General features: G+C 44.0%; 19 protein-coding genes and 1 pseudogene. 8 read left to right on the top strand and 12 right to left on the bottom strand.

Translation table 11 applies throughout. The annotated features are described in order from the left end of the window. Positions 1-92 precede the first annotated feature (92 nt). Entirely contained in the window at positions 93-3,029 is a 2,937-nt protein-coding gene (locus M1G14_RS05560) for an ATP-binding protein (protein ID WP_042766335.1), read from the top strand. Between the two features lie 143 nt (positions 3,030-3,172). Here the strand turns inward: M1G14_RS05560 and hutG are convergent, their stop codons facing one another. From hutG to hutU, 8 genes are all read right to left on the bottom strand, one after another. Continuing rightward, entirely contained in the window at positions 3,173-4,165 is a 993-nt protein-coding gene (hutG, locus tag M1G14_RS05555; protein WP_003008653.1) for a formimidoylglutamase, read from the bottom strand. 82 nt (positions 4,166-4,247) lie between these two features. Continuing rightward, positions 4,248-5,789 (bottom strand): histidine ammonia-lyase, encoded by a 1,542-nt coding sequence (gene hutH / locus M1G14_RS05550; protein ID WP_003008651.1) that lies wholly within the window; start codon positions 5,787-5,789, stop codon positions 4,248-4,250. Positions 5,790-6,004: 215 nt separating this feature from the next. After that, entirely contained in the window at positions 6,005-7,348 is a 1,344-nt protein-coding gene (locus M1G14_RS05545) for an APC family permease (RefSeq protein WP_021153808.1), read from the bottom strand. Between the two features lie 21 nt (positions 7,349-7,369). Continuing rightward, on the bottom strand, positions 7,370-7,948 hold the full coding sequence (locus tag M1G14_RS05540) for a HutD/Ves family protein (protein WP_049483794.1): 579 nt from the start codon (positions 7,946-7,948) through the stop codon (positions 7,370-7,372). A gap of 15 nt (positions 7,949-7,963) precedes the next feature. Next, positions 7,964-9,637: a formate--tetrahydrofolate ligase gene (locus M1G14_RS05535; RefSeq protein ID WP_049483795.1), complete on the bottom strand. Its 1,674-nt coding sequence runs from the start codon at positions 9,635-9,637 to the stop codon at positions 7,964-7,966. A gap of 35 nt (positions 9,638-9,672) precedes the next feature. After that, positions 9,673-10,302, bottom strand: coding sequence for a cyclodeaminase/cyclohydrolase family protein (locus M1G14_RS05530; RefSeq protein ID WP_049471848.1), 630 nt, complete (start codon positions 10,300-10,302; stop codon positions 9,673-9,675). Between the two features lie 12 nt (positions 10,303-10,314). Further along, complete coding sequence (gene ftcD, locus M1G14_RS05525) at positions 10,315-11,214, bottom strand: glutamate formimidoyltransferase (protein ID WP_049523350.1); 900 nt, start codon at positions 11,212-11,214, stop codon at positions 10,315-10,317. Positions 11,215-11,296: 82 nt separating this feature from the next. After that, the gene (gene hutU, locus M1G14_RS05520; protein WP_049490357.1) at positions 11,297-13,327 is read right to left on the bottom strand and encodes a urocanate hydratase; all 2,031 of its coding nucleotides are present in this window, start codon (positions 13,325-13,327) and stop codon (positions 11,297-11,299) included. Between the two features lie 199 nt (positions 13,328-13,526). Between hutU and hutI the strand changes: the two genes are divergently transcribed. The 3 genes from hutI (at position 13,527) to M1G14_RS05505 (ending at position 18,377) form a co-directional block, all read left to right on the top strand. Further along, positions 13,527-14,774, top strand: a complete 1,248-nt coding sequence (hutI, locus tag M1G14_RS05515; protein WP_070466503.1) for an imidazolonepropionase — start codon at positions 13,527-13,529, stop codon at positions 14,772-14,774. A gap of 291 nt (positions 14,775-15,065) precedes the next feature. Continuing rightward, positions 15,066-17,450 (top strand): phosphoketolase family protein, encoded by a 2,385-nt coding sequence (locus M1G14_RS05510; protein ID WP_049474088.1) that lies wholly within the window; start codon positions 15,066-15,068, stop codon positions 17,448-17,450. Positions 17,451-17,837: 387 nt separating this feature from the next. After that, positions 17,838-18,377 carry a biotin transporter BioY gene (locus M1G14_RS05505; protein WP_024054847.1) on the top strand — a complete coding sequence of 180 codons (540 nt, stop codon included), beginning with the start codon at positions 17,838-17,840 and terminating at the stop codon, positions 18,375-18,377. Between the two features lie 46 nt (positions 18,378-18,423). On the opposite strand, the gene M1G14_RS05500 is transcribed toward M1G14_RS05505, so the two are convergent. Further along, positions 18,424-18,762 (bottom strand): CHY zinc finger protein, encoded by a 339-nt coding sequence (locus M1G14_RS05500; RefSeq protein ID WP_080934958.1) that lies wholly within the window; start codon positions 18,760-18,762, stop codon positions 18,424-18,426. A 423-nt stretch (positions 18,763-19,185) separates the two neighbouring features. Here M1G14_RS05500 and M1G14_RS05495 point away from each other — a divergent pair, with 423 nt between their 5' ends. After that, a complete protein-coding gene (locus tag M1G14_RS05495) occupies positions 19,186-21,294 on the top strand; it encodes a surface-anchored 5'-nucleotidase (protein WP_247926377.1) in 2,109 nt (702 codons plus the stop codon). Positions 21,295-21,360: 66 nt separating this feature from the next. Here M1G14_RS05495 and M1G14_RS05490 read toward each other — a convergent pair whose 3' ends face one another. From M1G14_RS05490 to M1G14_RS05480, 3 genes and pseudogenes are all read right to left on the bottom strand, one after another. After that, positions 21,361-21,768: a hypothetical protein gene (locus M1G14_RS05490; RefSeq protein WP_049490889.1), complete on the bottom strand. Its 408-nt coding sequence runs from the start codon at positions 21,766-21,768 to the stop codon at positions 21,361-21,363. Continuing rightward, positions 21,749-22,651 (bottom strand): annotated as a pseudogene (locus tag M1G14_RS05485) (phosphodiester glycosidase family protein). The gene M1G14_RS05490 and the pseudogene M1G14_RS05485 overlap by 20 nt, the downstream one beginning before the upstream one ends. Continuing rightward, a complete protein-coding gene (locus M1G14_RS05480) occupies positions 22,638-23,690 on the bottom strand; it encodes a bifunctional glycosyltransferase family 2/GtrA family protein (protein WP_049506468.1) in 1,053 nt (350 codons plus the stop codon). Before M1G14_RS05480 ends, M1G14_RS05485 begins: the two are co-directional and overlap by 14 nt. Positions 23,691-23,993: 303 nt before the next feature. Between M1G14_RS05480 and rpsF the strand changes: the two genes are divergently transcribed. From rpsF to rpsR, 3 genes are read left to right on the top strand one after another with little or no spacing between them, the layout of a single operon-like run. Further along, positions 23,994-24,284, top strand: coding sequence for a 30S ribosomal protein S6 (gene rpsF / locus M1G14_RS05475; RefSeq protein WP_003005040.1), 291 nt, complete (start codon positions 23,994-23,996; stop codon positions 24,282-24,284). A gap of 20 nt (positions 24,285-24,304) precedes the next feature. Then, on the top strand, positions 24,305-24,802 hold the full coding sequence (locus M1G14_RS05470) for a single-stranded DNA-binding protein (protein ID WP_003008622.1): 498 nt from the start codon (positions 24,305-24,307) through the stop codon (positions 24,800-24,802). A 41-nt stretch (positions 24,803-24,843) separates the two neighbouring features. Then, positions 24,844-25,083 (top strand): 30S ribosomal protein S18, encoded by a 240-nt coding sequence (rpsR, locus tag M1G14_RS05465; RefSeq protein ID WP_000068664.1) that lies wholly within the window; start codon positions 24,844-24,846, stop codon positions 25,081-25,083. Positions 25,084-25,088 lie beyond the last annotated feature (5 nt).

Below are 25,088 nucleotides of genomic sequence, written 5' to 3'. Positions count from 1 at the left end.
CGTTCTCAATCTCTTTTTATTTGGATAAATCACTTGCTAAAAGCCAACTTTTTTTTTATAGTATAACTAAGACGATTTTGGAGGCGCTTGCAATGAAGAAAGATCTCACATTAAAGTTATTTGGACCCCCTAAGGTTGTTTTCAATCAGAAAGATATTCGGTTTTCTTTTTCGAAGATGGAGGCCTTGCTTTATTATTTAGCGGTCATGGGCCAAGTTAACCGTGATGAAATAGCCGGTATCCTTTGGGGAGCTAAGGAAAACCAAGTAGCTCGCAAAAACTTACGGAATACGGTTTACCAAGCCAATAAAATCTTTGAAGGAGATATCATTGTCTCTCCAAGTCGGAGCAGTTTGGCCCTTAATCCTGACTTGAATCTTTCGCTGGATGTTCAGCTCTTTGAAAGAGATCCACTAAGTGCCTTGGATCTCTATCGGGGGGATTTTTTGGAGGGCTTCTATGTCAAGGATGATGAAGACTTTGATCAGTGGGCTTCTCGTAAACGAGATGCTTATAGGAAGCTCTATGTCGAAAGTTGCTATCAAAAAATTGAGCAGGTCGGTTTTGCAGATCCTAGTATAGAACTCTTGCTCCATCATTTGGTAGAGCTGGATGAATTTGAAGAGAAAAACTACCAGCTCTTGATGGAGTACTATAGCTTCCATCATCAGCTAGGAAAATTTTTTGAGACCTATTATAAACTAGTCGATTTATTGGATCGCGAGCTTAGTGTGCGTCCCAGTCGAGCAATTGAGGAACTTTATCACTCCGTTTTGGAAGCCAAACGAACTCATAAACTGAGTCATCGCTTAAATATCCATGAACTTCCCTTCTTTGGTCGGAAGCAAGAACTCTCGCAGCTCGAGGAATACCTCTCTTTAGTCGAGAGGGGTGAAGCGGTAGGCCCTTTTCTGGTGATGGGGCAATCTGGAACAGGTAAGAAACGTCTCTTGCGGCAGTTGGTCTTGATGTCCAATCGCAGTTTTAATTTTATCAAGGTGGAAGGAAAAGCTACTAGCCAGCGCTACGAGGGAAGCAACTGGAATGATCTCAGACAAGCGCTAGAGAAACTGGGGGATGAGATGGGGATTTCCCTTCTGGAAGAGGAGGATGATCTCATTTCGGTATGGAATCAGCTTCAGGGCCTTAGCAAAGAAAAACCGCTCCTGATTCTGCTTGAAAACGCCCAGTGGATCGATGCAGTGTCTCTAGAAAAAGTGAAACAACTAGAGGAGCGAAGAAACCAGGAGAAATGGCAACTAATTTTTACAGCTGAAGAGCCTCTGCCAGCCTCCTTCGTCAACTTCTTGGGGAGCTTGAAGGTAGAGAAAAGGCTGTCTCAACTAGAGTTGACCAATTTTGAGCCAAGTGAAAGTCGTGCTCTCTTGAAGGGGGAACTGGGAGCAATAGAGCCGGCAGTGATGGAGCAGATGGTCGAATGGAGTGAAGGCAGTCCGTTCTTACTGTCCAGCTATATCGAAGAGTGGAAAGAAAATGAAAATTTAGAACCCTTGCCTGATATCATTCAAGCTTATCTTACTCAGGAGCTTGGGGATATGAGCAGCGAGGAAGAGGCTCTTCTACACTACCTATCTTGTTTTCATAAGCCGATTTCTCTGTCTATCTTGGCAGAATTGACGGCTACAGAGCTTCCTGTTTTGACTGAATTAATCGAGCCTTTATCTGAAAGAGCGATCGTCTCAATCGTAGAAGAAGGAGAGGCTCTCATGGTTCAATTCTGCAAGCAATTGGTAGCTATGTACTTTTACCATCTTCTTTCGCCAGCTAGACGGCGGCTCTTCCACCAACAAATTGCGCAAAAATTGGAAGAAAGCTTAGAAGATGCGACGGACCTTCTTCTTTATAAGGAAATTGCCTACCAATACAAGCAATCCCAAAATCTTTTGCGTTCCTTATCGTTTGAGTTGACCTATTTAGAAGAAATCCTTCAGCTGGAGCATGAACTGTTTCCGATTTATTCCAAGGCAGATGAGGGCATCCTATCAGATGGTACAAATAGCCGTTTGGACATTTTTGGGGAGTTATCTCGTCTACGCCTAGAATTAGATAACCTCTTTTCAAGGCACCAAAGAGATAGAGAATACAAGCATTTACAACTGCGTTACTTGTACCTAGAAGGTCGCTATTTTATTCGGAGTGGGGAGTATCAAAAGGGGATTCATGATATCCAAAAAGTCATCTCCTATGCGCGGGAACTCAAACAGTTAGACTTCCTCTTAGAGGGTTATCGGCAAATTATTTATTATTGCATTCAAACGGAAAATATCTCTGAGATGGCCTATTATACAGATTTAGCTTTGGAAGATGCCATCCAAGCTAATAATCATGAGGTCATCGCGATCCAGTTGCGTTTGAAGGGCTTGTATCACCTGATGGTTGGGGATGAGGAGCAGGCAACCCGGCATCTGTATCGCTCCATTGATTGCTTTAGTTTGACCAATAGCATGCAGGCTAAGTATGCCATTCAAATTGCGGCTTCTTTGGCCTACCTCGCTGAAATCGAGCAAGTGAGAGGTCATTTCCAAGTAGCCGTCACCCACTTAGAAGAGGTTCTGCGTTTAGTGGGGGATCAAGCTGTTGATTCCGTCCGTGTCGTCTTTGATATTGATCTTGGGATCGCCTATTATTGGAAGGGAGATTTGATCCAAGCTCGCCTCTGTTTTGACAGAGCTCAGAAGATTTTGTCCAGTGTTCGTTTCCCTTGGAAGGAAGAATTGCTCGAATTTTACCAATCCTTGATTGCTTGTCAGCAAGGGGATCAGGAGAAGGTTGCGGCTTATCTGGCTCGAAAAGAAAGGACGATGAATCCATCTGCTAATTCACGGGATAAGGGGATGGTTCATTATCTATTAGCTTACTTATCTGATCAAAAGGAGAGAGGAGAAGAGCTTGCTCCTGCCTTGAGTACCTTCTTGAAAGAAGATAAGAATTACTACAAGAAGGTAGCAGAGCAACACTTGAATCCCTACAGAGATCGTCAGTTTCTTAAGAAATTAAAAGACCTGTAGTGTCTCTTGCCTAAATCATAAGAGAAGGCTAAGTGGCCTGTCCTCCTTTCAGGCAAAGATCATTGTGTCTGAAAACGAAGAAAAAGCATAGAAATACCCTAGCAATGGGTGCTTCTATGCTTTTTATGTGTGTAGAAATCATTTTAGTTCAGTTTTTGTTGCGCCAATATTTGGGTCAAGTAAAAGATAAAGGTCGCAGCAAGGTTTGAAGTATGATTGTCGATGTCATGAGGAGGAGAAACTTCCACGACATCAAATCCGACTAGTTTGCCACTGGCAGCAATGTGTTGGAGAAGCAGGAGGGCTAGTTTAGGATCGACACCAAGTGATTGGATGGCACTAACACCAGGAGCAGAGCCGACCGCAAAGCAATCCATATCAATAGACAGATAGATTGCGGTTTGGTTTTCTAAAAATTGATCGATTCGATCCAGAATGGCTTGGTGGCTCATCTGGAAGAGATCTTGGCCAGTTAAAAAATCAATGCTTGGTGTTTTAGCAACGTAATTAAAGAGGAAGAGGTTATTATTGTGCTCTTGGATCCCCAGGATGAGGTAAGGGAAGTCCTGACCTTTTTCTTTAGCATGATCAGCCATTTGACGAAAACCTGTTCCAGAATTGGGACCGGTTTGGTCGTAAGGTCGCAAATCAAAGTGGGCATCCAAATTGATCACAGCCAGTTGTTCATCTTTTTCTAAACTGGATTGAATCCCTAGATAGTGGCCGTAAGCAGTTCCGTGACCGCCTCCTAGGACAATGGGTTGGATCCCTAATTGGTACATGCGCTGGATCGCTTGTGAGAGACTTTCTTGGAGTTCTTCTAGTGAATGGTTAGGCCCGTCAATATTTCCCACATCATACACTGTCACATTGGTTCCCCAGTGCCATGGAAGTTTAGCGATTTGAGAACGGATGGCTGTAGGACCCTCGACTGCTCCTACACGCCCATTATTGATATAGACTCCTTTGTCGCTCTTAAAGCCGATGATCCCAAAGGTCATCCCCTCAAATGGAGTGAGTGTCTCGTCGTTTAGGTCTAAAAATTTGGTGACCATTCCCCATTTGGCCGTGTAGGGATTGTCCTCGATGCTACCTTGGTAGTAGCTGTAGGTCATTGGATAGTAGTTTGTGAGCAAGCTTGTCGCCTCCCTTATTTTTCTGAAAGCAGGCAGAGGCTGAGAAGATCGCCAGCCTCTGTTTTGCTTTATTCTTACTGTATCAGTATTGAATGCTTAAGTCAACTGCTTTTTCGATGGTTGCTAAGAATTCTTCGCTTTCGACAACAGCAGATGCTTTATTAAGTTCTTCAAAGATTTCGATATCTTTGTCAAATTCAATGAAGTTCAGTTTTTGACGAATCAGCTCATAAGCTGGTTTTGTACCTTTACCAAGTTCATGATTTTCTGGCTTGAGATCCAAAGCTTGGCAAGCTGCCATGATTTCAGTAGCAACGATGCGACGTGAGTTTTTAAGAATTTCTGCTGCTTTACGAGCGGCAGTCGTTCCCATGCTGACGAAATCTTCTTGGTTTTCACAAGATGGAATAGAATCGACACTAGCAGGGTGAGCCAAAATTTTATTTTCCGATGCAAGGGATGCACAAGCATACTGGGTAATCATGAAGCCTGAGTTGAGTCCAGGGTGTTTGACCAAGAAGGATGGTAATTTACTGAGTTGGCTGTTGACCAAGCGTTCCACCCGACGTTCAGATACGTTCCCAATTTCAGAAAGGGCAATGCCTAAGAAGTCAAATGGTTGCGCCATTGGTTCACCGTGGAAGTTACCTCCTGAGATGACGTGTCCTTCTTTAGTAATGATTGGGTTATCTGTGACAGAGTTGATTTCGATTTCAACTTTTTCTTTTACGTAAGCAATAGAATCCTTGCTGGCTCCATGTATTTGAGGGATACAGCGAAGTGTATAAGGATCTTGTACCCGTTGTTGAGTCGCAACAGTGGTATTCTTGCTTCCTTCAAGAAGGTTACGGATGTTGCGAGCAGTTGCCAATTGTCCACTTTGTGGGCGGATGGAATGAAGGTCTTCTTCGAATGGACTGGTAATTCCGTTGTGAACTTCCATTGAGAGAGCACCAGCGATATCAGAGAGTTTGAGCAATTGGATACCATCATAAGTCGCAAGAGCACCGATACCGGTTAGGACAGTCGTACCATTGATCAAGGCAAGCCCTTCTTTGGCAGCTAATTGGATCTTTTCAATTCCAGCACGATCTAAGGCTTCTTGACCACTGAGAAGTTCTCCTTTGTAGTAGGCGCGTCCAAGACCCAACATTGGTAAAACCATATGAGCAAGTGGTGCTAAGTCTCCAGAAGCTCCGAGAGAGCCTTTTTCAGGGATATAAGGAGTGACTCCTTTGTTGAGCAATTCTAACAGTTTTTCAACAGTTGACAGACGAATGCCAGAATAACCTTTCAAGAGTGAGTTGATACGGATCAGCATGATGGCACGAACGGCATCTTCAGGAAGTGGATCACCGAAGCCAGATGAGTGAGTTCGTATCAGGTTTTCTTGCAGTTGAACAGTATCTTCTGGAGAGATGCTGACATTACAGAGGGAACCAAAGCCAGTGGTTACACCATAGACGACTCGTTTTTCCCGGACAATGTCATCAACGATTTTACGGGATGCGATAACGGCTTCTTTGGCTTGTTCATCAAGCTCACATTGGGCACCGTGCCGAGCTACAGCGATGACTTCTTCGAGTGTTAAGCTATTACCATCTAAATGAATCAATTGAGTCATATAAAACCTCCGATTATGAATAGTTGTTCTGTGGAAGTAGTGTTGTTTACTTCGGTTTGAATACCAAACATGGGCCCATTGTCTATTGATCATAAAAATTGAAAAGGGTCATAGAGAAAAGGGCTCAGGTTTGACATTCGTGGAGTCCTAGATGGGTTAGGGAGCAAAACCGAGCTTCGCTCCCGTCTCTGTTCCCATCTACTGTGTAAAGAAAATTAGTGAGGAAGGGCTTTCGATTTATGTAGTTTATCGCCGTGGAAAACAAAGTAAAGTCCACTTGCGATCACGAGACCGATGGCACCCCAAACAAAGTTCATCATGTTGTCCCCTGCAATCATCAAGATACTGACCACAACGGCTAGAACTGGGATAACGGGACCAAATGGTACTCGGAAGGTAACCTTTTTGTCTGGGTACATTTTTCTGAGTTTGATAGCTGCCAAAGCAGTTGGAATGTATTGGAAGAAACGGAAGACAACACTGAAGGTTGCTAATGATTCGAAAGAGCCAGATAACAAGAGTAAGAAAGCGAAGATACCAGAGATGATAATGGCAATGACAGGGGCATTCTTAGAGTTTGTTTTTCCAAGCCCTTCTGGCAAGAGTTTTTCAGTTGCTAATGCGGCACCAAAACGAGGGACCATGATGGATTCACCGATGTTTAGACCGGCGATTGAAATGAGGGCTCCGTAAGAAACGAGTGGAGCTCCGATAGGGCCAATCATTTCGACAAATGCGTCTTGTACCGGTGCACCAGTTTGCATAATGCGACCACCCAGCATGGCGATTGTTCCAGCGATGATCAACATGTAGAGAACAGATACAATACTAATAGAACCTAGAATAGCGCGGGGAACGTTCTTTTCAGGGTTGCGCATTTCCCCTGCAACGATAGACATGGTTTCAAATCCGATGAAACCGTAGAAGATGTAGACGGCTGTACTAGAAATAGAACTGAAGAGACTTGTTCCACTTTCCAATTGAAGGAAAGGTGTGAAGTTGCCCTTGCTCACCCCACCGGAAATGAAGAAGATGGCAAAGAGTGAGAAGAGGACAATTGGAATTAATTTTGCAACAGTAGCTGTCAGAGTAAACATCTTAGAGGTTTTCAGACCGGCAATGTTCATCAGACTCAAGAGAACCAGCATACCGATACTGATCGGAAGGTTGTAGCCTTCAAATGCTGGGAAGGTAATGATGAAGATCTTAGCAAAGCCGGCTAACATGGCAGCCCAGGCGATAACAGTAACGGCCCAACCGAGAATCCCGACGTTAAAGCCAACGAAGTCTCCGAAAGCGGCTTTTGAGTATTGCATGGCTCCACCGTTTTTATCGAAGTAGCCCGCCGTTTCAGCCAGACAGGCTGATAGTAGCATGACGAGAATGGCTACTCCGAACATGACAGCTAGAGAGGCTGGTCCGAGGCCAGAATATATTTTTTGAGGGAGGAGGAAGATACCAGATCCGATTACGGCGTTGATACCGTATAGAGTGGCACCACTAAAGCTGAATTTCGCTTTTTCTTGTTCCTCAATCGACTGTTTATGTGCTCCGTTCATAATGTTTCTCCTTTGTGAACATTATTGTAGTCCAGTCCAGATAGCAATCGGTTGCTCCCCAGACTGATGGGGTAAAAACGTGATTGTCATCTCTTGAAGAGGAGATGCTTGTTCGATCACCAGGAGCTCGTGAGTTTGGAGAGTTTGAGAATGATTGGTTCCCCATTTGAGTGTTAGTGGACAGAGAGCGTAGATCAATTGATAGCGACTCTGACTTTTGACACTCTCTTTTGGGGATATAGCACTCATATGCCCCTGATAAGAAGGTTTGTAAATCAAATTAAAGTCTTGACAAGTCCCTTGGCTAGATACAGGATCTCCCCCATCAAAGAAGTAGCTTTGAAAGGGGTTCAAAACCACTTCTTTATGGTGATGGGTGAGCCTAATGGAGGCATTCAAGGGCATCAAGATTCGGTGGTAGCCCGTGAGATCGGTAAAGTTACTTTTTTCAACCTCTACCGTTGCAGTAGAGAGGCGGAAGTCAAAGGTCCGATCTGGATAGCTTCCTCCCTCTGGGGAGAGAAAGAGTTGGGTGGTTTGGCCACCGGACCAGGTAGAAATTTGATAATCTGCGGGGGTAAGATGAAGGAGAGTCACCATAGGACGCCTTCTTTCTTAAAAGAGACCAGTGATATTGCCGTGGGCATCGATATCAATCTTTTCACTGGCAGGAACTTTAGGTAGGCCAGGCATGGTCATAATGGTACCAGTGAGAGCTACGATGAAGCCAGCTCCGGCAGCTACCTTAAGGTTACTGATTTTAACTGTGAAATCTTTTGGTGCTCCCATTTTCTTCGCATCGTCTGAGAAGGAATATTGGGTTTTGGCCATACAGATTGGGTAGTTCGAGAAGCCAAGAGCTTCTAATTCTTTCAGTTCGCGTTTGGCCGCTGGTGTTAAGCTGATGCCTTTACCACCATAGACTTTTGTGACGATCTTGGTCAATTTTGTTTCAATGCTGTCTTCTTCGTCATAGACATAAGAGAAGTGGTTTTCTTCTTGAGCCAGTTGAATGACTTTTTCAGCCAAGTCACGACCACCAGCTCCACCTTTTGCCCAGACATCTGAAATGACCACATCTACGTGACGTTTCTTACAAGATTCATAGACAGCTTCTAGCTCTGCCTCAGTATCCAGTGGGAATTTGTTAATGGCAACGACCACAGGTAGACCATAGACTTCTTGGATGTTGGCCAAGTGTTTGTCTAGGTTTGGTAGACCATCGATAACGGCTTGGACATTTTCAGTAGCCAAGTCCGCTTTGGCAACCCCACCATGCATTTTGAGGGCACGGATGGTTGCGACGAGGACAACGGCAGCAGGTTTGAGTCCAGCCATACGGCACTTGATGTCGATGAATTTTTCAGCGCCTAAGTCTGCTCCAAAACCAGCTTCTGTCACGACATAGTCTGCATATTTGAGGGCTAGTTTAGTAGCCAGCACACTGTTACAGCCGTGGGCGATATTGGCAAATGGTCCGCCGTGGATGATGGCAGGAGTATGCTCCAAGGTTTGCACCAAGTTCGGATGGATGGCATCTTTGAGGACAGCTGCCATGGCACCTCCAGCCTTGAGGTCTTTAGCTGTCACGGGTTGCCCTTGGTAGTTGTAACCGATAATGATACGATCGAGGCGTTCTTTGAGGTCAAGGATATTTTCTGAGAGACAGAGAATGGCCATGATTTCAGAAGCCACGGTGATGTCAAAGCCATCTTCACGAGGAACCCCGTTTGTTTTTCCTTGAAGGCCATCGACAATATGACGGAGTTGACGGTCGTTCATATCGACCACCCGTTTCCAGGTAATGCGACGAGAATCGATGCCCAACTCATTGCCATGATGGATGTGGTTGTCAATCAAGGCAGCAAGGAGGTTGTTGGCAATCCCAATGGCATGGAAGTCTCCGGTAAAGTGAAGGTTGATATCTTCCATTGGAACCACTTGGGCGTACCCGCCACCGGCAGCTCCACCCTTGATCCCAAAGACAGGGCCAAGTGACGGTTCGCGGAGAGCAATGACGGCTTTTTCACCAATAGCTGAGAGAGCATCGACCAAGCCAACAGAGGTGGTTGTCTTTCCTTCTCCAGCAGGTGTCGGAGAGATAGCTGTCACGAGGATCAGCTTTCCATCTTCCTTATCCTTGAGTTGTTCCAGTTGGTTGCTATCAATTTTTGCCTTGTATTTTCCGTAGAGCGAAATATCGTCTTCGGTCAATCCAAGTTCAGCAGCGATATCGGTGATGGGCTTCATTTGGACAGAATTGGCGATTTCAATATCCGATAAAACCATAGAATCCCCTCTTTCTTTATTTTTATTTGCTAGGTTTAAGATAGACTTTCTAAAATGGTTTGGTAAATATTATCTGCAAGATCAGAACCGGTTTGGAGAAGTTTGAGTCCCTTGCCGTGGTATTCTTGGACGAAGTCTTGGTCCTTGATTCCTGAAATGTTGATCAAGACATTGAGCCAAGCCCCTTGAAGGCCAGCTTTAAGATTCAGAGCAGCTACCCCTAGGTCACTAGCCGCATTGGTGTTGGACTTGCCAACAGCTTCTTTGGTGGTTTCAAGAGCTTCAACGATGAGCTCCATCATAGAGAAAGGAGATACTGTCGCATGTTTCAAAGCTTTTTGCATGGCTTCACGACGAGCAGCTTTCTCTTCTTCCGTTTCTTTTGGAAGATCAAAGACAGCTGATACGATGTTGAAAGCTTCTGTATCTTTATCGATGGCTTCTAGTAATTGGTCTTGGAGTTGAGCGCTTTTTTCATGAACCCCTTTGATGTGGTCTTCAAATTCTGCGTATTTTTTCTTTCCAATGGTCAGTTCACAGACCATTTTTGTAAGGGAAATCCCATTTGCAGCGGATAGGGCAGCAGCAGAACCACCACCTGGAGCTGGAGCATCTGAACCAAGAACCTTGGCAAACTCCGTAATACTTAAGTCAACTAGTTTCATAGAACTCCCTTTCTAACCCAACAAGTGATTTTCCAAGACTTGTTTGCTGTAGTCAAAGTCTTCTAATTGTAAGTAGTATTCAGCAGAGTCGATCAAAGCCTTAGCAGGAGCCAGTCCAATGAGTTCTGTTCCGATGATGCGAACACCATAGCGTTGCGCTTCGAAACGAACGGTTTCCACAACACGATACAATGGGAATTGTTCCAAGTTGACCATGTTGATGGAGACTTGGGCGATGTTGCGATCTTCTAGCATGACACCGATCGCTTTACAGTATTTGTATCCACCGCTTGATCCACGAATGATTTTAGAAATTTTATTGGCAATATCTAGGTCGTCTGTGTCAAGGTTAATATTGAACGCAACGAGTGGCATACGGACACCAACGGCTGTAACCCCTGCAGTTGGGTGAATCTTGCGTTCACCGTAGTCTGGCTTCCAGTCTTCTTCCAACAATTTTTCTGGCATTCCTTCAAATTGTCCTTTACGCACTTTGGCCAAGTTCTTCCGTTCTGGGCGAGTTGCAGCATCTTCGTAAAGGAAGATTGGAATACCTAATTCACGATTGATGCGTTCGGCCACTTTGTTAGCGATCTCAACGCATTCAGCTGTAGTGATATCTTTAACCGGAACGAATGGACAAACGTCTGTTGCCCCCATACGAGGGTGTTCACCTTCGTGCTTGGTCATATCAATGTTTTCAGAAGCGTATTTCACCAATTGGAAAGCCACTTCTTGAATGCTTTCTTCATCCCCAACGAGTGTAAAGACGCTACGGTTGTGACTGGCATCAGACGAGTAGTCTAGTAAAGTGACACCTGGAATACTTTTTGCTGTAGCTGCTAATCCGTCGATCACAGCTTGATTGCGTCCTTCAGAGAAGTTTGGAATACACTCAACAATTTTTGCCATATGATTACCTCTTTTTATAGGAGAAGTTGGGGAGGAGAAGTCTTTGCATTTCCTCCCCTTTCTCAGTTTTTATTTTTTGATGTTAAAACAATTTTTGAACGGCTTCTTTGACCAAATCTTCATCTGCCAGATAAGGAATGGTGATGTGGTCTGTTCCTGCATGGAGACGGTTGTACTCGATCGCTGTTTCAATGGCATGGTTATTCCGTGCCCAGTTCCGACGAGCAACCCCACCCATGGTATCCCATGCAATCGCAGATTTGATGATTTCGTCGATCCGGTGGCTACCGTCTAGGACGAGACCAAATCCACCGTTGATGGCTTTACCGATACCAGTACCACCACCGTTGTGGAGAGCGACGAGACTCATACCGCGAGCAGCGTTACCAGCGTAACATTGAACCGCCATATCGCAAGTAACGTTCGAACCATCTTTGATATTGGAGGTTTCACGGAATGGAGCATCTGTACCAGATACGTCATGGTGGTCACGTCCAATCATGACAGGTCCGATCTTGCCTTGGCGAATGAGTTCATTGAATTTCAAAGCAATGTTGACACGGCCCATGCAATCTTGATAGAGGATACGTGCTTGTGTACCAACGACTAGTTGGTTCTTTTCCGCATCGCGAATCCAGTTGTAGTTGTCGCGGTCTTGGTAGCGACGAGTTGGATCGATCGCTTCCATGGCTGCATGGTCAGTTGCAATCAAGTCTTCATGTTTACCGCTGAGGCAGACCCAACGGAATGGACCGTATCCATAGTCAAAGAGCATAGGTCCCATGATATCTTCTACATAAGATGGCCAAATGAAGCCGTCCTTGTCATCCAAGCCATTCTTAGAAATTTCCTTGATGCCTGAGTCGTAAACAGATTTCATGAAGGCATTACCGTAGTCGAAGAAGTAAGTACCTTTAGCCGTCAAGGCTTTGATCACTGCAAAGTGACGAGCCAAGGTTTCATCAACCAAACGGCGGAAGGTTTCTTTGTCTTCTGCCAGCAAACGTGTACGCTCTTCAAAGCTGATGCCAACTGGGCAATAGCCACCATCATAGACGTTGTGGCAAGAGGTTTGGTCAGACAAGAGATGAACGTGAACTTGGTGTTCATTGACATATTCGAGCAAATCTACGATATTACCATGGTAGGCAATCGAAGTGGATTCACCAGCTTCAAGGGCTGCTTGAGCCAATTTCACAGCTTCTTCGGCACTATCTGTCACTTGGCTAATCCAGCCTTGAGAGTGACGGGTTTCGATCCGAGAGCGGTCCACTTCTGCAACGATGGCAACCGCTTTTGCGATTTCAGCTGCTTTCCCTTGAGCTCCGCTCATTCCACCAAGACCAGATGAAATAAAGAGTTTACCGGTCAAGTCGCCGTCATCAGGCACACCGAGTTTAAGACGACCAGCATTGAGAAGGGTGTTGAAAGTACCGTGAACGATCCCTTGAGGACCGATGTACATCCAGCCACCAGCCGTCATCTGACCGTAGTTGGTTACTCCCATTTCTTCAGCGATTTCCCAGTCGCGCATATTGTCATATTCACCAATCAAGAGACCGTTAGTAATGACGACACGAGGAGCTTCTGGTTTCGATTTGAAGAGGCCTAGAGGGTGACCAGATTCAACCACCAAGGTTTGGTCTTCTGTCATGACTTCCAAGTATTTCTTGATCAAGTTGTACTGCATCCAGTTGGCGCAGACAGATCCTGTTTCCCCATAAGTGACCAATTCATATGGATAAAGGGCAATTTCAAAGCTCAAGTTGTTGTCGATCATGACCTGCATAGCCTTAGCAGCAGTGCATTTTCCTTTGTACTCATCGATTGGTTTTCCGTAGATCCGATCTTTTGGACGGAAGCGATAGCCATAGATCCGACCGCGAGTTCTCAGTTCTTCCAGAAATTCTGGGATCAACTCTTGGTGGAATTTTTTAGGAATGTAACGCAAAGCATTTTTAAGGGCAATTTCAGTCTGAGCTTGCGTTAAGCGGAAGCCTCTATCAGGTGCACGACGGATGCCTTCTTGAAAAGTCGCCTTTTCAGGTAGGACATCAAAGTCAAGTTTGACAGACATAGCAGCTGCAATTTCTTTCTCGTCTATAAATGACATAGCAGAACCCTCCTTATAGTTGGACTGTGAATTTATATTTTCTTTATTGTATCGAAGAAACGTCAATAAAGAGTCAAAAAAAAATATAATTTTTAATAAAGCAAAAAAAAATGAGGGAAAAACTTTTTGACTTTTTTTTGACGCTTTTCCTGTAGAATTGTAAAATGAATAACAATGGAAATAGAAAGGAATGTTTCATATGTCTGCTGATATCCTATTAACCCACTTTAACCAATTGTTTTGTCCGAATGATCTAGGCCATCCTCTCTATGGCAAGGAGATGGCAGAGGCAACAATTCTTTCCGATGCTTATATCGCCATTAAAGATGGAAAGATTCTTGCAGTTGGGACAGGTCAACCAGACCCTGAACTGATCGATGACCATACGGAAGTGAAATCCTGTGAAGGAAAAGTTGCGACTCCTGGCTTGATTGACTGCCACACCCACTTGGTCTATGGAGGCAGTCGGGAGCATGAATTTGCGAAAAAGTTAGCAGGTGTTTCTTACTTAGACATCCTCGCTCAAGGCGGTGGAATTCTGAGCACGGTTCGGGCGACACGGGAAGCTTCTTTTGACAATCTCTATGACAAGTCCAAACGACTGTTGGATTACATGTTGCGTCATGGGGTGACTACTGTCGAAGCCAAGAGTGGCTATGGTTTGGATTGGGAAACTGAAAAACGCCAACTAGATGTAGTAGCTGCCTTGGACCGGGATCATCAAATAGACTTGGTTTCAACCTTTATGGCAGCCCATGCGATCCCAACAGAATACAAGGGCCGTTCCCAAGAATATTTAGATCTCATTGTGGAGCAAATGCTTCCCAAAGTGAAGGAAGAAAAGCTAGCTGAGTTCTGTGATATCTTCTGTGAAAAAGGTGTCTTTACAGCAGATGAATCTCGCTATCTTCTTTCTAAAGCTAAGGAGATGGGCTTCAAGCTACGGATCCATGCCGATGAGATCGAGTCCATTGGTGGTGTTGATGTGGCGGCTGAATTGGAATCTACCAGCGCAGAACACTTGATGGTGATTACCGATGAAGGCATTCAAAAACTAGCCGCAGCAAAAGTGATTGGAAATCTTTTGCCAGCTACAACCTTCAGCCTCATGGAAGATACCTATGCACCGGCTCGTAAGATGTTGGACGCTGGGATGGCCATCACCCTGACAACAGATAGCAACCCAGGGTCTTGTCCGACAGCCAATCTTCAGTTTGCCATGCATCTGGGTTGCTTCATGATGCGCCTAACTCCAGTAGAAATTCTCAATGCAGTGACCATCAATGCAGCCTATTCAGTAGATCGTGCTAAAACAATCGGCTCTTTCGATGTTGGCAAACAGGCTGACATTACCATCTTTGATGCACCAAATCTAGATTATCTCTTCTATTTCTTTGCGACAAATCTAGTGACAGATGTCTACAAGAAAGGTCAAAAAGTCATTTAACCGACTCCATTTCATTTGGGACTTTGCTGGTTTGCAAAAATCAGCAAAGTCTTTTTTTAAAACCTATCCCTGTAGGGAATGGAACCACTTTAGTGGGAAATTAAAATTTGACGTTCAAAGAATATTTTTCTTACTTTCTGATGTACAAAAAGGGAAATTCTTGATAGAATAGAAGTAATATTGAATATTTTCTTCAATATCATCTGTTTGACTTGAAAACAGATTTTTTAAACTATTCATCAAACGAACAGGTTGTCCAACAGACCTGTCTAGAAATTGTGAGGAGACAAGATGACTGTCGATTATAACAGCAAAGCTTACTTGGATAAAGTAGACGCTTGGTGGCGTGCAGCCAACTACATTTCAGCTGCTCAAATGTACTTGAAAGATAACCCATTGTTGAAGCGCGAAGTCGTTGAAAATGACTTGAAGGCTCACCCAATCGGACACTGGGGAACTGTACCAGGGCAAAACTTTATCTATGCTCACTTGAACCGTGCCATCAACAAATATGACTTGGATATGTTCTACATTGAAGGACCAGGTCACGGTGGACAAGTAATGGTATCGAACTCATACTTAGATGGTTCTTATACTGAATTAAATCCAAACATCCCACAAAATGAAGAAGGTTTCAAACACTTGTGTAAGATCTTCTCATTCCCAGGAGGAATTGCTTCTCACGCAGCGCCTGAAACACCAGGATCTATCCACGAAGGTGGGGAACTTGGTTATGCCCTTTCTCACGCTGCAGGTGCTGTATTGGATAATCCAGATGTGATTGCTGCCACAGTTATCGGTGACGGTGAAGGAGAAACAGGTCCATTGATGGCTGGTTGGTTGTCAAATACCTTCTTGAACCCAGTCAACGATGGGGCTATCCTTCCAATCTTCTACCTCAACGGAGGGAAGATCCACAACCCAACCATCTTCGAACGCAAAACAGACGAAGAATTGGCCCTCTTCTTTGAAGGTCTTGGTTGGAAACCAATCTTTGCGAACGTCACTGCGATTTCAGAAGACCACGAAGCTGCACACGCTTTGTTCGCTGAAAAATTGGACGAAGCGATTGAAGAAATCAAGAAAGTCCAAGCAGAAGCTCGTAAAGGTTCTGCTGAAGAAGCAACTCAACCAGTATACCCTGTCTTGATTGCTCGTATTCCTAAAGGTTGGACTGGTCCAAAAGCATGGGAAGGAACACCAATCGAGGGTGGATTCCGTGCTCACCAAGTGCCAATCCCAGTAGATGCTCACCACATGGAGCATGTCGATGCCCTTCTTTCATGGTTGGAATCTTACCGTCCAGCTGAATTGTTCGACGAAACTGGAAAACTAGTTCCGGAAATTGCGGAAATTGCACCAAAAGGTGACCGTCGCATGGCTATGAACCCAATCACAAATGCTGGTGTGATCAAACCAATGAACACAGCTGATTGGAAGAAACATGCCCTTCAATTCAACACACCAGGTGAAATCATGGCTCAAGACATGATCGAATTTGGTAAGTATGCGGCAGACTTAGTAGATGCAAACCCAGATAACTTCCGTATTTTCGGTCCAGACGAAACCAAATCAAACCGTCTTCAAGAAGTCTTCACACGGACAAGCCGTCAATGGTTAGGACGTATGAAACCAGACTACGATGAAGCCTTGAGCCCTGCTGGTCGTGTCATTGACTCTCAATTGTCAGAGCACCAAGCAGAAGGAATGCTTGAGGGATATGTCTTGACAGGTCGTCATGGATTCTTCGCTTCTTACGAATCCTTCCTTCGTGTTGTGGATTCTATGATCACTCAACACTTCAAATGGTTGCGTAAGTCTAAGACACATACAACATGGCGTAAAAACTACCCAGCCTTGAACTTGATTGCAACTTCAACTGTCTTCCAACAAGACCACAATGGTTACACTCACCAAGATCCAGGTATCTTGACTCACTTGGCTGAGAAAACTCCTGAATACATCCGTGAGTACTTGCCGGCAGATACTAATAGTTTGCTTGCAGTGATGGATAAAGCCTTCAAGGCAGAAGACAAGGTAAACTTGATCGTTACTTCAAAACACCCACGTCCTCAATTCTACTCAGCTGATGAGGCAGAAGAATTGGTTCGTGAAGGGTACAAGGTGATCGATTGGGCATCAACTGTGTCAGCAGATGAAGAGCCAGATCTTGTCATTGCAGCTGCAGGTACAGAGCCAAACCTTGAAGCTCTTGCAGCCATCACAATCTTGCACCAAGCCTTCCCAGAATTGAAGATCCGCTTTGTCAATGTTGTGGATATTTTGAAATTGCGTCACCCATCAGTAGATGCACGTGGACTTTCTGACGAAGAGTTCGATAAAGTCTTCACGACTGACAAACCTGTCATCTTTGCCTTCCATGGTTACGAAGGCATGATTCGTGACATCTTCTTCAACCGTCACAACCACAGTCTTCGTGTACATGGTTACCGTGAAAACGGAGATATCACAACACCATTTGATATGCGTGTGATGTCTGAGTTGGACCGCTTCCACTTGGCACAAGATGCTGCTAATGCAGCTCTTGGGGAAGAAGCATCCGCATTTGCAGCTCAAATGGATGAAACAGTTGCCTTCCACAATGCTTATATCCGTGAAAACGGAGATGACATTCCGGAAGTGCACAACTGGAAATGGGAAAATGTAAATAAATAAGAAAAAAAGTCGGAGCATTCCGGCTTTTTTTCTTATTTAGACCGTCTTTTACATTTCCACTTGCTTTTTTTGAAACAGTTAAGCGCTGTTTCATCAGTTTGTGGAAGTCTTCTATCCACAGAGGGTGAAATCACCTTGTGGATTGCATTGATGATGCCAGCGGTAAAAGAATTTGATATTTTTTTAAAAATATTTGATTAGCCCATCAGTAACTAGGTGAATGATTTCATAAAATAAAAAGAGTGCTGGAAAGTGGGATTGCTTGAGAAAGAAAATTACAAACGAATTCCAGTTTCTACAGTCAACCTATTTTTATATTTTGGTTGACCATTGAGGAGTTGTCTGGTATAATAGGTTAACCATATTTGAAAGTGAGGTTAACTAAAAGTGAAACAACATCATACTTTTTCAATTGTTCTTCCAGCCTTCGGAGCTGCTATCATTGCTTCCTTATCACAAATCATCATTCCGATAGGAGCGGTGCCCATCACCTTACAGACCTTTGCTGTAGGACTGGTGGCTGCCATTTTTAAACCGAGAGAAGCTACTCTTGCTGCTCTCCTCTATCTTATTCTCGGTGCAATTGGTCTACCCGTTTTCGCAGGAGGTAGCGGTGGTTTTCAAACCTTCTTTAGTCCAATAGCTGGTTATATACTTGCCTATCCCCTTTTCGCCTTTATCACTTCTAAACTGACCAATGCTGATACACCCATTTGGAAAATCTTTTTGGCTTTTGTTTTAGGAGATGTCCCAGTATTTGTCGGTGGAATTCTCACCCTTCACTTCCTTGGAAATATGGGTTGGTCTACAGCCGTAGCTGTCGGTTTGACACCTTTTATCATTCCTGACCTGTTAAAAGGACTCATCGTCTCTTTGGTGACTAAGCCAGTTTTAAAAGCACTAAAAGATCATAGCTACTTTAACTAAAAAAAGATTGAAGGCTCTGTTCACACGAACAATGTCTTCAATCTTTTTATTTTGCAAAATAAATGTCATAGTGCTTTGAGCAAGCTGGATTAAACCGACTGTGACAGTGAGAGCAAGAGATAGACTTTTGATAGTTTTCAATAGTCATTTCATGTAGACAAACACCACAGATAACTACCTTATCCTGCCTTATGTGGCAAGGATAAGCTCGAAATCTATGATCCTCTATATGATCATGACATTGATAACAGGCATAATATTTTTGACAGTCATAGCATTTTAGAGCAACAATATCTAGTGGAGAATGATAGTGTTGGCACCTACTTTCCTTATCTACCAGGAGACCATGAATTTGTGCTACTGGTAGATAAGGAGTAGAAGCAATTGTCTTGCCCAGGACATCAGGTTCCTGCTTTCTGAGAGTTTTTCTAGTGATTGTACTTTTACTATTTTCCATTAACCACATTATAGCACAAATGATTTGTATTTTTAGGAGAAAAGTATAGTCGATTCACATGATTCATTGTGTCTATCTTATGCTTCTACGTAACAATAGTTTTCAGTTCTTATTTGATGAAACTTTAGGGACTGATTTTTTTAACAATTTATAGATCTAGGAACTAAAGAAAAGACAGCTGGATATAAGTTCGGAAATCAAGCGTTTTCTAGGGAAAGATGGAAGAGTTTTCAAAGAAATATTGAAGAAAAGCCGAAAAAATAGTAAAATGGAATAGCTGATTGCAGCAAATCAACTTTTCTGTTTTCTCCTCTTTGGAGAAGTGCCGTAAATTAGAAAATGGAGTATTTAATGAAGAAAAAAGTGATCTTGAAAAGCAGTATCTTAGCAGTTGCTACTGGTTTCAGTTTCTTTGCCATCAATCGTGTATTTGCAGATGATTTGCAAGTCCAGTTCATGGGGGTCAATGACTTCCACGGTGCCTTGGAACAAACGGGGACAGCTCGTTTAGAAGGTGAGACTGTGAAGAATGCAGGGACAGCCCCACTGCTAGCGACGTACATGAATGATTCGCAAAAGGAATTTGAAACAGAAAATGCAGGAACTCCAAATGCCAGCATTCGTGTGCAAGCTGGTGATATGGTTGGTGCTAGTCCTGCCAATTCTGCCCTCCTTCAAGATGAACCAACTGTAAAAGTCTTCAATGAAATGAACTTTGAATACGGTACACTTGGAAACCATGAGTTTGACGAAGGTCTTGGAGAATTCAACCGGATCATGAAAGGGGAAGCCCCAACACCTGGTCAATTCAACAAGATCGTCGATGAGTATCCTCATGAAGCTTCCAAACAAGAAATTGTGATTGCGAACTTGGTTGACAAGGACACCAACAAAATCCCATTTGATTGGAAACCTTATACCATCAAAGAAATTCCAGTTAATGACAAGACGGTTAAGGTCGGATTCATCGGGGTTGTGACGACAGAATTCCCAAATCTTGTCTTGCGCAAAAATCATGAACAATACCGTGTTTTGGATGAAGCAGAATCGATTGCTAAATATGCGCGTGAATTAAATGACCAAGGGGTTCATGCGATTGCTGTCTTGGCCCACGTTGCTGCCACTAGTAAGAATGGTGTAGCAGAAGGTCCGGCTGCAGAAATGATCAAAAAATTAAACCAAATCTATCCTGAAAACTCAGTGGATATCGTCTTTGCAGGCCACAACCACCAATATACAAACGGGATGGTTGGAAATACCTTGATCGTTCAAGGTACGTCTCAAGGGAAAGCCTACTCGGATGTCCGTGGAGTCCTAGATACAGATACAGCTGACTTTGTTAAAGCTCCAACTGCTAAAATTATTGCAGTAGATCCATCTAAAGGCAAAGCAAAAGATGCCAAGGTTCAAGCGATCATCGATGATGCCAATGCGACGGTTAAAAAAGTAACAGAAGCAAAAATCGGTACAGCAGACAAGGCTGAAAATATTACCCGTGAATTGAATGCACAAAAAGAAAGTGCTGTTGGAGATTTGGTCACAGCAGCGCAACTAGATATTGCCAAAAAATCAGGTTATCCAGATGTTGACTTTGCCTTCACCAACAATGGAGGAATCCGTGCAGACCTCGTGGTGAAACCAGACGGAACAGTAACTTGGGGTGCAGCTCAAGCAGTACAACCATTTGGAAATATCCTCCAAGTAGTAGAAATCACTGGGGACCAAATCTACAAAGCTTTGGACCAACAATATGATGAGAAAGAGCTTTACTTCTTGCAAATGGCAGGGATCAAGTACACCTATACGAAACCAGCTGATGCAACAGAAGAAAATCCATATAAGGTCGTGAAAGCATACAAGGCAGACGGGACCGAAATTGATCGCAACAAGACCTACAAGGCGATTATCAACGACTTCTTGTATGGTGGCGGAGATGGCTTCTCAGTCTTTCGTGATACAAAATTGATCGGTGCGATTAATCCAGATACTGAAGTCTTTATCCAGTACATCGAAGATGTGAATAAGGCAGGGAAGAAATTATCTGCTTCAATCTTGGGCAACAAGACCTTTGTGGAAAAAGTGGAAGAAGAAACACCAACTCCAGAACCACAACCACAACCTCAACCAACTCCAGAACCACAGCCAGCGCCAGTTGATCCAGTAAGTCCTGTAAATCCAGTTCATCCTGTAGCTCCAGTGTCTCCTGTTACCCCAACTCCTCAACCTGAACCCCCAGTAACTCCAGCGCAACCAGCTGCAATTGAAACAAAAGAAGTGGCAACAAACAAACCAGTCGCTGTCACTTATCATACGGGTGGTCAAGCAGAAGTAGCTGCTACACCAGCAACTGGTCTTCCAAAAACAGGTCAAGATGAATTGGCATCAACAGTCCTTAGCCTCTTTGGTATGACCTCATTAGCTTTAGCAGGCTTTGTAGCCAGCAAAAAACGTGAAGGCTAAGTCGTTCATCCGTTAACTTACCCCAAAAAACGTCCGTTCTTTTAAGAAACGGACGTTTTTGATGTCTTAGGCTGTTTTCTCCACCCAGACACTGCGGACAAAGAAGAGGCTGATCAGAGCTAGTGCTAGAAAGGCAACTCCAAGGTAATAATAGGGTTGATCCATTGTGGTAGATCGACCAGAGAGGTTGACAATCCCTCGGTAGAGGGCTCCGGCTGTTAGGGTAGCCACTCCTGAATTCCAAAGATTGAGACTCAGTCGAGAGAAGCCTTTCACCATCAACTGTAGAGCCACTAGTAGGGCGCCACCGATCAAAGGAATCAAGAAGAGGTAGTGCATGAAGGCAGAGGTTTCGCCAAAACTAAAGTGTTCATAGATGCGACTTCCGACAAAGAAGAAAGCTGAAATCAGAGTGTACCAGAGAATCGTTTTTTTCAACCGTTGTTTGATAGGATTAGTAACCGATGTAGACAATGTCACTCACCGCCCTTTCTGAGATAGTACCATTTGTTGTTGGTTTATTAATAACTTGGCCATTGAAGTAAAGTGTAGAAGATCCACCCCCGTCCAGGTTGTAGGCTGTTTTAACGCCATAAGACTTCATCACTTCTGCTAATTGGTAGAGAGATAGCCCTTCACTTTCTGAAGTCCGTCCATCTGACACGACGATAATGTAGTGGTTTTCATCGATGATCCCAATCGCTGTCCGTGGATTTGATGCCATGGATTGTCCGACCTCTGAGTTGGTATCGACAGTAATTTCTCCATTTTCAACTAAGGAAGGACCGAAAGCGAGGAGATTGACGACCCCGTCCTTGACCAATTGATTTGCAGATATCTCATCTTCATAGATAATTTTGAAGGATCCATCCTTGTAAATGGCTAGGTCACCATTGCTTGAATCTTCCCGAACGGTATCGCGGTAGACCACTCCATTTCGGATGACGTATCCTGTACTGTTAGCCCCGTAATAGTCACCATTCACTGCTAGAATGGCACTGTTGTTGGCAGCTGTGACAGAGGTCTTAGCAGTCACGTTGGTTCCGTAAGTATTTTATGCAAAGGCTGTTTTGAGGTAGTCAGATGAGCTGACTGTGATATCTGCAATGTAAACCTGGGTATTTTCAACCGTTTTTTCTGTTAGGCTTACCTGGATATTGTCATCTGAATAGCTAGTATCAGTCGTTGTAGCCGATGCAGCTGCTTTTTTGGCTGCCTTAGTGTCCGTAGTCGTAGCTTTTACGGTTTGGATGGCATCGGATAAGACAAAGGTCTTGAGCATCGAGTAGCTAAAACTGCTGGTCAAAAGAAGGCCAAAGCAGGCAGCATAGGTATAGGATTTTTTAAAGAATTTCATGGTGGGGAGCAGTCCTTTCTTTGAAGATCACTTTTTTCTGGATCACCCATGAGACCAGAAAGAGGAGGAAGCCGACGACAATCTTACTGATCAGGAGATTGAGTCCGAAAGCAGTATAGAAGAGTCGAATTAAGAGCGTATCGAGAATAAAGAGGCCGAGGGCTAGGCCAAAGTAGCCACTTCCAGTTTTAGCGACGCTGTCTTTGTTCTTAAAGACTAGGTGCTTATTGGTCGAGTAGTTAAAGATGGAACTCGTCACACGAGCGATCCCATTCGCTAGGAGAATACGTAGACTAATGGGCACGGCCATCATCACGAAGAGGAAGAAGGCGTAGACCAGATAGTCAACGATAAAACTACTCAGAGAGGAGAGGGCAAACTTGAACATGTCCTTGTAGATCATGAGGCCATCCCGAATAGGTCGGAAATGGGAGCCTTCGTTGTCATTGATGTAGACCGTCTCGATGGGAACTTCCACGATGGGGAAGGAGTTGCTTGCTGCGAGGAGCACATTCATTTCGTACTCATACCGTTGTCCTTCAACCTCAAGCATGAAAGGCAAGAGATTCGTAGTGAAAGCCCGTAAGCCCGTTTGGGTATCGCTGACCGCCACCCCTGTTTGTTGCTTAAACAAGAAGCGGGTCAATTTATTCCCGAAAGCAGAACGCAAAGGAACTTTTCCAGAGAAGGCGCGTGCTCCTAGAATAAGTGTTCCAGGATGCTCTTGAGATTGGTTAACAACCCTGAAAATATCCCAAATTTTGTGCTGACCGTCTGCATCAGCTGTAACAATGCTTCCATAGGTACCTCTTTCTAGGATGTAGGCATAAGCAGTCTTGAGAGATTGTCCTTTTCCTTGGTTGTGCTCGTGGGTCAGGACTGTTGCAAGACCGTCCAATTTGTCAAAAATCGCTTTCTTGTCAGCGTCACTCCCATCGTCGACCACGATGATGTGGAGATCGCTCTTAGCATGGACCAAGCGAACCAGTTTGACAAGATTCAGATCCGGTTGATAGGCGGGGATGATAAGATAATTCATAATCGTTCCTCGTTTCTTGAGATTTGTTGTAGCTAGTATAAAGACTCAAGCTTAAAGCTAACTGATATCAGTTTTCTTTAAGGAAAGAGGAGAAAGAAGGGGAGGGGTTTCTTCTATAAAATGTCATTTTTTAGGACATTTCTTTCTTTTTTCTCGAAGGGGACGTCCAGAATCATTTTTTAAATCCTAAAGATAATTCTTGCCTTTGTTCCAAAAGTCTGGTATAATAGTTTCTTGTGAGTAAACCTCACTTACCCCTTGCAAAGACAGGGGGTCATTAGTCCAAAAGGAGGAACATTATCAATGGCTAAATACGAAATTCTTTATATTATTCGTCCAAACATTGAAGAAGAAGCTAAAAACGCTTTGGTAGCACGTTTCGATTCTATCTTGACTGACAACGGTGCAACTGTTGTTGAATCAAAAGATTGGGAAAAACGTCGTCTTGCATACGAAATCCAAGATTTCCGTGAAGGACTTTACCACATCGTAAACGTTGAAGCGAACGACGCTGTAGCTCTTAACGAGTTCGACCGTCTTTCAAAAATCAACGGTGACATTCTTCGTCACATGATCGTAAAAGTTGACGCGTAAGAAATCATCAGAGGTGACTTATGATTAACAATGTTGTACTTGTCGGTCGTATGACCCGTGATGCTGAACTTCGCTACACTCCAAGCAATCAAGCAGTTGCTACTTTCAGCCTAGCTGTCAACCGCAACTTCAAGAGTCAAAATGGAGAACGCGAAGCCGATTTCATCAACTGTGTGATCTGGCGTCAGCAAGCAGAAAACTTAGCCAACTGGGCTAAGAAAGGTGCTTTGATTGGGATTACCGGTCGCATTCAAACACGTAATTACGAAAACCAGCAAGGTCAACGTGTTTATGTCACTGAAGTCGTAGCAGACAGCTTCCAACTATTGGAAAGCCGTGCAGCACGCGAAGGGCATGCAGGTGGTGGTTATTCATCAGGCAACGGTGGTTTTGCTGGAAATGCAACCCCAAGCTTTGGTGGATCTGAACCAAGCAATGCAGCGCCAAACTTTGGTCGTGAAGAAAATCCATTTGGAGCGAATCCAATGGATATCTCAGACGACGATCTTCCATTCTAAGAATGGGTTTAACGAATTAAAACTATAAAGGAGAATTAAACATGGCTCAACAACGTCGTGGCGGATTCAAACGCCGTAAAAAAGTTGATTACATCGCAGCAAACAAAATCGAATATGTCGATTACAAAGATACTGAGCTTCTTAGCCGTTTCGTTTCAGAACGTGGGAAAATCCTTCCTCGTCGTGTAACTGGAACTTCAGCGAAGAACCAACGTAAAGTAACAACAGCTATCAAACGCGCTCGCGTAATGGCTTTGATGCCTTTCGTAAACGAAGATTAAAAAAA

This window comes from Streptococcus parasanguinis, from assembly GCF_023109675.1.
Classification (GTDB): domain Bacteria; phylum Bacillota; class Bacilli; order Lactobacillales; family Streptococcaceae; genus Streptococcus; species Streptococcus parasanguinis_I.
Note: the sequence above shows the minus strand (reverse complement) of the source record. Positions and strands in the feature narration are given on the sequence as shown.

Coding starts and splice junctions, on each gene's coding strand:
- M1G14_RS05560 (WP_042766335.1), top strand. CDS start 93: ATGAAGAAAGATCTCACATTAAAGTTATTTGGACCCCCTAAGGTTGTT.
- hutH (WP_003008651.1), bottom strand. CDS start 5,789: ATGACTCAATTGATTCATTTAGATGGTAATAGCTTAACACTCGAAGAA.
- M1G14_RS05545 (WP_021153808.1), bottom strand. CDS start 7,348: ATGAACGGAGCACATAAACAGTCGATTGAGGAACAAGAAAAAGCGAAA.
- M1G14_RS05540 (WP_049483794.1), bottom strand. CDS start 7,948: ATGGTGACTCTCCTTCATCTTACCCCCGCAGATTATCAAATTTCTACC.
- M1G14_RS05535 (WP_049483795.1), bottom strand. CDS start 9,637: ATGGTTTTATCGGATATTGAAATCGCCAATTCTGTCCAAATGAAGCCC.
- M1G14_RS05530 (WP_049471848.1), bottom strand. CDS start 10,302: ATGAAACTAGTTGACTTAAGTATTACGGAGTTTGCCAAGGTTCTTGGT.
- ftcD (WP_049523350.1), bottom strand. CDS start 11,214: ATGGCAAAAATTGTTGAGTGTATTCCAAACTTCTCTGAAGGACGCAAT.
- hutU (WP_049490357.1), bottom strand. CDS start 13,327: ATGTCATTTATAGACGAGAAAGAAATTGCAGCTGCTATGTCTGTCAAA.
- hutI (WP_070466503.1), top strand. CDS start 13,527: ATGTCTGCTGATATCCTATTAACCCACTTTAACCAATTGTTTTGTCCG.
- M1G14_RS05510 (WP_049474088.1), top strand. CDS start 15,066: ATGACTGTCGATTATAACAGCAAAGCTTACTTGGATAAAGTAGACGCT.
- M1G14_RS05495 (WP_247926377.1), top strand. CDS start 19,186: ATGAAGAAAAAAGTGATCTTGAAAAGCAGTATCTTAGCAGTTGCTACT.
- M1G14_RS05480 (WP_049506468.1), bottom strand. CDS start 23,690: ATGAATTATCTTATCATCCCCGCCTATCAACCGGATCTGAATCTTGTC.
- rpsF (WP_003005040.1), top strand. CDS start 23,994: ATGGCTAAATACGAAATTCTTTATATTATTCGTCCAAACATTGAAGAA.
- M1G14_RS05470 (WP_003008622.1), top strand. CDS start 24,305: ATGATTAACAATGTTGTACTTGTCGGTCGTATGACCCGTGATGCTGAA.
- rpsR (WP_000068664.1), top strand. CDS start 24,844: ATGGCTCAACAACGTCGTGGCGGATTCAAACGCCGTAAAAAAGTTGAT.